The 8,403-nt window shown below is 60.0% G+C and carries 12 protein-coding genes and 2 pseudogenes; 6 read left to right on the top strand and 8 right to left on the bottom strand.

The genetic code is table 11. The features are described from left to right. A partial coding sequence (locus N7I30_RS21465) for an IS5 family transposase (protein ID WP_498641034.1) occupies nucleotides 1-378 on the top strand: 378 nt, incomplete at its 5' end. Nucleotides 379-458: 80 nt separating this feature from the next. Here the strand turns inward: N7I30_RS21465 and N7I30_RS21470 are convergent. Then, nucleotides 459-1,070: a cell wall hydrolase gene (locus N7I30_RS21470; protein ID WP_498641035.1), complete on the bottom strand. Its 612-nt coding sequence runs from the start codon at nucleotides 1,068-1,070 to the stop codon at nucleotides 459-461. 821 nt (nucleotides 1,071-1,891) lie between these two features. Here N7I30_RS21470 and N7I30_RS21475 point away from each other — a divergent pair. Beyond that, nucleotides 1,892-2,275, top strand: a pseudogene (locus N7I30_RS21475) (DDE-type integrase/transposase/recombinase); the annotation flags it as partial. 27 nt (nucleotides 2,276-2,302) lie between these two features. On the opposite strand, the gene N7I30_RS21480 reads toward N7I30_RS21475, so the two are convergent. The 3 genes from N7I30_RS21480 to N7I30_RS21490 are packed head-to-tail and all read right to left on the bottom strand — an operon-like array spanning nucleotide 2,303 to nucleotide 3,351. Next, nucleotides 2,303-2,860: an IS630 family transposase gene (locus N7I30_RS21480; protein WP_498641044.1), complete on the bottom strand. Its 558-nt coding sequence runs from the start codon at nucleotides 2,858-2,860 to the stop codon at nucleotides 2,303-2,305. Next, nucleotides 2,857-3,033 (bottom strand): helix-turn-helix domain-containing protein, encoded by a 177-nt coding sequence (locus N7I30_RS21485; RefSeq protein ID WP_498641036.1) that lies wholly within the window; start codon nucleotides 3,031-3,033, stop codon nucleotides 2,857-2,859. The genes N7I30_RS21480 and N7I30_RS21485 overlap by 4 nt, the downstream gene beginning before the upstream one ends. A gap of 3 nt (nucleotides 3,034-3,036) precedes the next feature. Continuing rightward, nucleotides 3,037-3,351, bottom strand: coding sequence for a helix-turn-helix domain-containing protein (locus N7I30_RS21490; protein ID WP_498641037.1), 315 nt, complete (start codon nucleotides 3,349-3,351; stop codon nucleotides 3,037-3,039). Nucleotides 3,352-3,556: 205 nt separating this feature from the next. Here N7I30_RS21490 and N7I30_RS21495 point away from each other — a divergent pair. Next, nucleotides 3,557-4,003 (top strand): annotated as a pseudogene (locus N7I30_RS21495) (transposase); the annotation flags it as partial. 621 nt (nucleotides 4,004-4,624) lie between these two features. Here the strand turns inward: N7I30_RS21495 and N7I30_RS21500 are convergent. The 4 genes from N7I30_RS21500 to N7I30_RS21515 all read right to left on the bottom strand — a co-directional run bounded on the left by N7I30_RS21500 (nucleotide 4,625) and on the right by N7I30_RS21515 (nucleotide 6,920). Beyond that, complete coding sequence (locus N7I30_RS21500; protein ID WP_498641038.1) at nucleotides 4,625-4,852, bottom strand: hypothetical protein; 228 nt, start codon at nucleotides 4,850-4,852, stop codon at nucleotides 4,625-4,627. Between the two features lie 213 nt (nucleotides 4,853-5,065). Then, nucleotides 5,066-5,737, bottom strand: coding sequence for a ZIP family metal transporter (locus tag N7I30_RS21505; RefSeq protein ID WP_498641039.1), 672 nt, complete (start codon nucleotides 5,735-5,737; stop codon nucleotides 5,066-5,068). A 107-nt stretch (nucleotides 5,738-5,844) separates the two neighbouring features. Beyond that, nucleotides 5,845-6,510 carry a DsbA family protein gene (locus N7I30_RS21510; protein ID WP_498641040.1) on the bottom strand — a complete coding sequence of 222 codons (666 nt, stop codon included), beginning with the start codon at nucleotides 6,508-6,510 and terminating at the stop codon, nucleotides 5,845-5,847. Then, nucleotides 6,507-6,920: a disulfide bond formation protein B gene (locus N7I30_RS21515; protein WP_498641041.1), complete on the bottom strand. Its 414-nt coding sequence runs from the start codon at nucleotides 6,918-6,920 to the stop codon at nucleotides 6,507-6,509. The genes N7I30_RS21510 and N7I30_RS21515 overlap by 4 nt, the downstream gene beginning before the upstream one ends. Before the next feature lie 311 nt (nucleotides 6,921-7,231). On the opposite strand from N7I30_RS21515, the gene N7I30_RS21520 reads away from it, so the two are divergent. The 3 genes from N7I30_RS21520 to N7I30_RS21530 form a co-directional block, all read left to right on the top strand. Beyond that, nucleotides 7,232-7,660, top strand: coding sequence for a MerR family transcriptional regulator (locus tag N7I30_RS21520; RefSeq protein WP_498641045.1), 429 nt, complete (start codon nucleotides 7,232-7,234; stop codon nucleotides 7,658-7,660). A gap of 1 nt (nucleotide 7,661) precedes the next feature. Continuing rightward, on the top strand, nucleotides 7,662-7,988 hold the full coding sequence (locus N7I30_RS21525) for a YnfA family protein (protein WP_498641042.1): 327 nt from the start codon (nucleotides 7,662-7,664) through the stop codon (nucleotides 7,986-7,988). Nucleotides 7,989-8,113: 125 nt separating this feature from the next. After that, nucleotides 8,114-8,403 (top strand): cation efflux transmembrane domain-containing protein (locus N7I30_RS21530; RefSeq protein ID WP_498641043.1); only part of this gene is annotated, 290 nt, incomplete at its 3' end.

The following is an 8,403-nucleotide window of genomic DNA, read 5'->3' on the forward strand; positions in this document are numbered from 1 at the left end:
ATCCATGCCATCACCGACTGCCTCGGCCGCCCGGCGATCCTCCGGCTGACACCCGGCAATATCAGCGACGTGGGTGCCGCAAATGATCTGCTGGATGCTGCGGGACCGGTGCGCTGGTTCACCGCTGACAAGGGCTATGATGCTGATGCTCTGCGGCAGCGGCTTCGCAATGTCGGCGGGAGGCCCGTGATCCTAGGCAGATCGAGCCGGAAGCCCCCAGTCGTCTACGACAAACGACGCTACCGCGAGCGCTGGCGGATCGAAGCTGCCTTCTGCCGCCTCAAGGACTTTCGACGCATCGCAACCCGCTACGACAAGCTCGCCGCGAACTTCCTGTCCGCCGTCGCCCTGGTGACCATCATCGCTTTCTGGGTTTGATCGAGTCTCGACCCTAGGAGCGGAGAGCGAAAGCGCCAGAGGCCTCGCAAGCTGCTATAGGATTGGACAGGGAGCGGCCTTCAATCCCAGCCGCCATTGAAGGTTCGATAAAAGATGTGGCGCCCGATCTTGTCGACCCGCTCCATGGCCTGGGCCCACCGCGGGTTGACATAGGTTGCGTGGTAATTGGTCGCGGAGCCGACGCTCGAAAGCCAGATCTCCCCGTTGCTGACCTTGTGGCCGATCAGCTCGGCTGTCGCATAGGCGCGGCGATCGGTGATTCGATCCTCGATGCCGTCACAGGCGAAGGAGAATTGGCAGCGGTTCTTCCAACTCTGGTTCTGGTAGACGACCCCGCAGATGGTGTCGGGATAGGCTGGATTGCGGACACGGTTGAGGATGACCTGCGCGACGGCGGCCTGACCCTCCTCCTCTTCGCCGCGCGCCTCGAAGTAGATGCCATTGGCAAGGCATGTCTGCTCGTCCTCTGCGAAGGCGGAAGCCGGCAGCGGCGTTGCGGCCCAGGAATGGTCCTCTGATCCGAGCGGTGGCACGAAGCTTCTCTTCGGCTCACCGAGAACGTGATCGAAAAGCGAGAGCTCCGGTCTGACTGCGGGCGCGTAGGCAACCGTTAAGAGATCGTCCGTCTCATCGGCAGCATCTCCCGCAAGTTCGTCAAACCGAGACGGCAATTGCCGGTCGACTGCCCTATTCTTCTCCTCAAGGGGCTGGAGATCGGGAAAACGTGAACGGAAGATCGCGGCGGTACGGAACCGACCTTCAGTCGACTCGGGCCCGGCGAGCGACGTGCGTAGTTGCTCATCTCCGATCCCAAGTTCCGCCCGCAGAATAGATTCACGTTGTGCCGAGCCAGAAGAGTTCGACCGACTGGAAGCCGCGGCAACGAGAACACGACCTCCCTTTCCAGTGAAAGCACTGGATGTTGCTATCGCCGGAACTCGAGACGCGCGTCGCGGCCTCTCTGCAGCACTCGCTGTTGCGGCCGGAGCGCCTGCTTCTGGCCTAGGCCTCTGTTCTTCGGCGGCCTTGGGATGCCTCTCTCCCTTCGACGCTGGAACTTCGAGGACCTGACTGACCGCCCTAGCCTCTCTGGAAGTGGCAACGGCCGCCAAATCTCGGCCTAGAATTGTTGCGCTGCTCTCAGATGCTGGTCCTTCTCTAACCGTCGTTTGCTCACTCGAAACGAGAACCAGGCCACACGAAATGAACCCGAGCACGACAGCGCGGGTGACAACCAACCGGACCTGCAACTCAAATCCACGGCTGTATGTTGTTTCGGCCGCTTTTCATGTGACATCCCCCAGTTCCCAACGAAGCACGGGTCAATCATCATCTGTTAACCCTAATGGTTGGTAAACAGTGCTCGGAGGCGACACTATGGCAGGGCGCCAGCGGCGCTGATCGGTCCGAAAGCGGCCGCGAATCGGCGACGAATAACGCCACACGAGGTCGCCTAGGATGGTGAGGAGAGGCAACAGCGCGCCGGGAGGGTGATGAGGGCCATGAGATCGGACGACATCGCACGGCGCGGCTGATGCGCGAGAACCAGTTGGTCGCGCGGCAGAAGCGGCGCTTCAAGCGCACGACGGACAGCGAGCACGCCTGGCCCGTCGCCCTGAACCTCGTGGCGCAGGACTTCACTGCGGACGGCCCAGACAGGAAGTGGGGGGCGGACATCTCCTACATCTGGACTGCGGAGGGCTGGCTCTACCTCGCCATCGTGCTCGACCTCTTCTCCCGGCGCGTCGTCGGCTGGGCCACGAGTGACCGACTGAAGCGCGACCTCGCGGTCGAAGCGCTGCGCCGTGCTCTCGTGGCTCGCAACCCGGCGCCGGAGTTGGTGCACCATTCCGTCCGTGGGTCGCAATATACGTCAGTGGCCTTTGGCCTGGTACCGGCCCGCTCATGAACTGACCGCTTTAATGTACGGGTAGTTGCAAAGGGACCGGATGCGGGCTTGATCTTTGGTGGCGCGGTTCCAGGCGTCGCAGCAAGCGTCGATGATGGCTTGCCTGTCGCGGAAGACGCACAGGCTGAGAGATGTCTCGCGCAGATAGAGCCAGAGCCGCTCGACGGGGTTGAGTTGGGGACTGTAGGGCGGAAGCGCGACGAGGGTGATGTTGGTTGGTACGTCGAGGGCTTTCTCGCCGTGCCATCCGGCGCCGTCGAGAACCATGACGACATGGACGTCGTCAGGAATGGTGCCGGCGAACTCGGCGAGGTACAGGTTCATCATCGCCTTGTCGGCATAGGGCAGGACCAGAGCGAAGGACTGGCCGGTTGCGGGTTCGACGGCACCGAAGATGTAGGTCCATTCGAAGCGCTGGTCGCAGAGCCCGGGTGGTCGCTTGCCGCGGGTCCACCAGCGGTGGCAGAGGCGACCTTTCTGGCCAACCCTTGCTTCGTCCTGGAACCACAGCGCAATCCGCTTGTCGCGATGATCGACCTTTGCTTCTTTCAGGGCCTCGGCGAGCCCCTTTTTTTAAAGCGTGCCTGGCGCCCTGGATCGCTTTGAGGGTGGGTCGAGCGGGCCTTTTGTCGCGAAAAGCCATTACGGCGCAGGATGCGCGACAGGCTGGCGGGATGAACATGCTTGCCGAACCGCGCCTCGATCCAGCGGGAGAGTTCCGCCAACGTTCAGGTGGACACGCCATCCTTTTTCGGATCCGGCCCGCGGAAGATGATGTTGGCAAGGCTCGCCTGTTCGGCCTCTGTGAGCGCTTCGGGCGGATGCCCCTTCGGCCGGTCGCGCAGGCCCGCAACGCCCTCGGCATTATAGCGCCACACCCAGTCGCGCAGCGTCTGGCGGTCCATGCCCGCCGCCTCCGCAGCTTGCGTCCGGTTCATCCCCGCCAGCGCCAGCAGACGGCTCGCCACCCGCCCGTTGGTCTCTCGCCGTGCCAAAGCCCGGAGCTCCGCAGCCGACAGGTCCTCGTGGATTCTTACGGCCATCGCTCTTTCCCTCCCTTCGCCAGACAGGGAATCACGAACGCCCAGGACAGGAAAATCACAGCTGAATCAGATCAAGCGCAGGCGGGTATAAGATGTGTTTTGAGCGTTGAGAACGCAATTTCGATTGCTGGTGTGGACGGCTCCTGCTCCCCGCGCCGCATTGCGCCATAGTCGGGAAGCCATCATCCCGTATTGGGAGCCATTCATGTCCGAGTTTGCCACAGTCGGAATCAACCTCGCAAAGAGCGCCTTTCAGATCCATGGCGTCGATCAGAACGGTCGGGTTCTCGTGCGCCTCCAGCTTCGCCAAAGCCAGTTACTCGCGTTTTGCCAAAAACATCCGCGACGCCGGATCGGCATGGAGGCTTGTGCAGGCTCTCACGACTGGGGGCGCAGACTTCAAGAGATGGGCATGACGTTCGGCTAATGCCGCCGTCCTATGTGATGCCTTACGTGAAGCGTGAGAAGGCGCACGCGGCCGCCATTTGTGAAGCCGCAACGCGGCCTTCCATGCGGCATGTTGCCGTCAAGAGCGAAGCCGCTCAGCGAGCCTTGCCCTCCACCGTACGCGGAAATTTCTGGTTCGCCAGCGCACGCAGATCGGCACTGCAATCCATGCCCACATGACGAGTTTGGTCTCTTAGCGGCGAGGGTGTGTTGCATCTTGCGCTGGAGCTCAGGGGGAACTGTAGCCTCATCATACGCTGCTTGATCAGAAACTCGTAGCCGAGTCAAATCGGAACTCCGCAGTATACCAGTTACGAGATCATTGGAGCGCCTGAGCAAGAAGGTTGAGTGGACAGTCAGGATAGGAAGCATTGCTATACTATCAGCGTGTCCGCCTCCTCAAAAGAGCCGCTACAAGAGCTGCTCCGATGAAACCCATTATCATCCCGACACCCCATGGGACAGGTTGATGAACGACGTGCTCGATACCGAGCGCCTCATTCCAAATTTCCGCGAGCATATCCACGCATGTCCTCTCAACTGAATGCCGGCCAATAATTTCGATGGGTGGGCTTCAACTGTTTAATTGATATACATTTACCCATTACCTACATTTCTCCGAATCAAGATACCAACTACGACAGATACCGATGCATATACGGAGACGGATACGTCAAGCAAACTCTGATTTATTCTATAGGTATTTATTGTTTACTAGTGATTTTGTGATTTGTGGCCACACTCAATATTCTGGCCGCCAGTGGATGAATAGCAATCTTGAGGAAATGTGAGAATTATTGCTAAAATCATGCAAATATCCTCCATATCATTCGCTCAGATCTCTTGAATCGAGGTATCCTTTTCCGGCGACCAGCCCGATTACTGCCGATCCTACAAACAAAATTGCATTGAAAAAAGCCAAATAACCGCCGCCTATGGAGATTGACATTCTCGCTATCGTTAGAGCCAAGTAACCTAGACCCATTGCGCCAAAAAACGCGATTGCGGCATATATTACAGCTACCACCATAAACCCAACAGTTTCCATCTTCACCAAAATACACTCCTTGCACATGATGATCTATCAATCTCAACCCGGTTTTGCACGATCTACATATGTATACTACACAAATTATATATAAATCGTCAAATTTTCGACATTTTAATTCTTACCGCTGACGTTTTCGCCTACATTGTTGCAACTACCTCCGAATATACATCATTTTAAACTGAAGCTTCACAACGAACTGTTTTTTTAAGAGGATGTCTATCCAAGCCAGACATCCAGGAACAGCATGAGGACGAGACCGATGGCCAGGCCCAGGGTTGCCTTATCCTGATGCCCGCTCCGGTGAGTTTCGGGTATGATCTCGTGACTGATCACATAAAGCATCGCACCTGCGGCAAAGGCGAGCCCCCAAGGCAGAAGCGGCTGCGAAAATGTGATGATCCCCGCCCCGAGCACACCGCCGATTGGTTCCACCAGCCCGGTCAGTGCGGCGATACCCCAGGCACGAAGCTTGGAATACCCCTCCCCCAGAAGCGATACGGCCACGGCGAGCCCCTCAGGGGCGTTTTGCAACCCGATCCCGATGGCCAGGGGCATCCCGTCCTCCAGCCCACCCGATCCAAACCCGACGCCGACAGCGAGACCCTCCGGGAAGTTGTGGATCGTGATCGCGATGATGAAGAGCCAGACGCGCCTGAGCGAGGCGGCCTCGGGCCCTTCGCGCCCCACGCTAAAGTGCTCATGCGGCAGCTTCTCGTTCATCAGTGCCACGGCGCCCATGCCGAGCAGGATCGCCACGCAAACGATGGCGGCCGGTGCAGCCCCGTTGTCGAATTGCCGCTCGGCGGCGTCGAGCGCAGGAATGATCAGTGAGAAGAACGAGGCGGCCAGCATCACCCCCGCCGCGAACCCGAGCGAGAGATCTCGCATCCCCCGCGAAGGAACTCGCCCGAAGAGCACGGGAAAGGCACCAACCGCAGTCAGGGAACCGGCCGCCAGGCTACCCAGAAAACCGAGCGCTATCGGGGATAGTTCAGTCACAATCCGCTTGCGGTGACCTCTTCGGCTACCAGTGCCCGCAGTTCGGCCTTTCCGAACGGAGCAAGCGGCCTGCCATTCACGAAGAATGTCGGAGTCTGGCGCACGCCAATAGTTTCCACATCGGCGCGGTCCTGGTTTAGGATCGCCGTTGTCTGAGGCGCCTGCATTTGTGTCCGCGCAGCATCGGCATCGAGTCCCGCGCTTGCAGCAATCTTGAGGATCAGCCCCGGCGCCGGAGCCCCATGCGAGGCCCATTGTGGCTGCTCGCGCAGGATAGCCTGAAGCACTGGTTCGAATACACCCTGCATTCTCGCCGCCTCGAGGACGCGGATGGCTTCTTCGGACCCCTCGCCGTGGAACGGCGTGTAGCGCAGGACCACGCGCACCGCCTCGCCATGCTCGGCCATGATCTCCTTCACGGTGGGATAATAGGCGCGGCAAGCCTCGCAGGCGGGATCAAAGAACTCGACGATAGTGACGGGTGCCTCCTCCGGACCAAGGATCGGCGAATACGGCCGCAACAATGCCTCAGCCTGCTCAGGCGGGAGGGGCCCCGTGGCGGTGGCGGTGATGGCTGCGGGGCGCGTTGCGAACCAGGAGGCCGCAGCGAAGACCGCAAGGCCCACGACAAGGATGGACAGAAGCAATGGTCGGCGGGTCATGGACGCGGTTCCTTCAGGGAGAGAGTCGACAAGCTCGCCGTGAGCATGAAGGCCAGAAGTGACAAAAGCGGGATGGGAACGCCAAGGATTGTCTGGTTGTCGTCAGTGCAGGAAGGTCCCGTCGCGGAGCAGGGCTGAATGGGCTCCGGGATGATGTCCGCGTAAAGGCCTATATGCCAGAGCGCGACCATCCCTCCCCCGAGGCTGAGCGCCACGCCGTAGCGCCCGACGCGGGCGTCCTGCCACCAAAGGCCGAGGCCCAGGACGATTGGTAGCGGAAACATGAAGGCGCGCTGATACCAGCACAGCAGGCAGGGCATCTGGCCCAGCACCTCCCCGATGAACAGCACCGAGAGCGACGCGGCAAGCGTTACGACCCATGCAGCAGTCAACGCCGCTTCGCCTGTCAATCTCGTTGTCATGCGGCGATGTACCCTCTCAACTCGGCGAGCGCCTCCCGGCGGAAATTTCCGTCCGGGCCAGCAGCAATCAGAACACGTGCACCGAGAAGCGCGCACACGATTTCCAGAGGGGTGTCAGTTTCAATGCAATCAGCCTGACTGCGATTCTCGGTTTAATTCGTTCCTACATCCTCAAGCTACTGGAGGTTCAAGCTGCTTTCCCGAGTCCCGTGATGGTTTCACGTGCCTGTGACTCGGGAACTCCCCTTGCCGATCCGCACAGCAGTATCTACCAAGACTGGAACATTGCGGAGGCGCGGATGCTGACTATTGGCGCTCTTGCCAGGAAAACTGGGTCGAAGGTGCAGACGATCCGCTACTACGAGCAGATCGGGCTGATGCCCCAACCGGACCGAACCGAGGGCGGACAGCGGCGCTACGGCGACGCCGAACTCGACCGGTTGTCCTTCATCCGTCATGCTCGACAGCTCGGCTTTACACTGGAAGCGATCCGCGAACTCCTGAATCTGAGCGACCAGCCAGACAAGCCGTGCCAAGAAGCCGACTCCATTGCGAGACGGCAGTTGAAGCAGGTGGAGCAGCGTCTCGCGCGGCTGGAAGCCTTGCGTACGGAACTGGAACGCATGGTGCATGAATGTAGCGGTGGCCGAACAGCAGATTGCCGCGTGCTGGAGGTACTGCGCGACCATTCTGAATGCCTGACCGACCACAACGAGATCGGCGCCTAGAATGCACGCGGCGCTGGTCTATCCGCTTGCCGCACTGGCCGAGATCGCCGGCTGCTTTGCCATCTGGGCATGGTGGCGCCTTGATGCGTCTGCTCTTTGGCTCGCGCCGGGTGTGGTCGCTCTTGTGGCGTTCGGCTGGCTTCTCGCACAGGTCGATACCATCGCAGCGGGACGGGCCTTCGCCGCCTATGGCGGGGTCTACATCGCGGCCTCTGTCCTCTGGATGTGGCTCGCCGAAGGACATCGCCCCGACAGATGGGATGTGCTCGGTACCGCAGTCTGCCTACTCGGGGCAGCGATCATTCTCGCTGTCCCACGCAGCGCCTGAATCTTTTCGCTTGAAGCTACAGTTACTGGAGCGATTACACGTCTTTTCGACTGATTCTTGGGCTGATGTCGGTGCATCCGCTCCATGCGTCAAGGCACCCGGCACCGGCATAGGCCCGTAAGTCCTTGGAATGCGTTCGCGGACTGTGGTGGGCACCAATCCTTCAGAACAACGGCCACAAGGAACATCCGATGCCGCACGATCATGGACATGCGCATATCGACCCGCAATCCGGCGACCGCCGGGTCTCGATTGCAATCTGGGCCAACGCTTTACTGACAGTCGCCCAGATCGTTGGAGGCATCCTGTCCGGCAGCCTCGCGCTGGTCGCCGACGCACTGCACAATTTCTCCGACATGGCGTCGCTGGCAATTGCTTTCGCCGCACGCAAGATCGCACGGAGGCCGGCGGATGC

This window comes from Aurantimonas litoralis (assembly GCF_026153195.1).
Classification (GTDB): domain Bacteria; phylum Pseudomonadota; class Alphaproteobacteria; order Rhizobiales; family Rhizobiaceae; genus Aurantimonas; species Aurantimonas coralicida.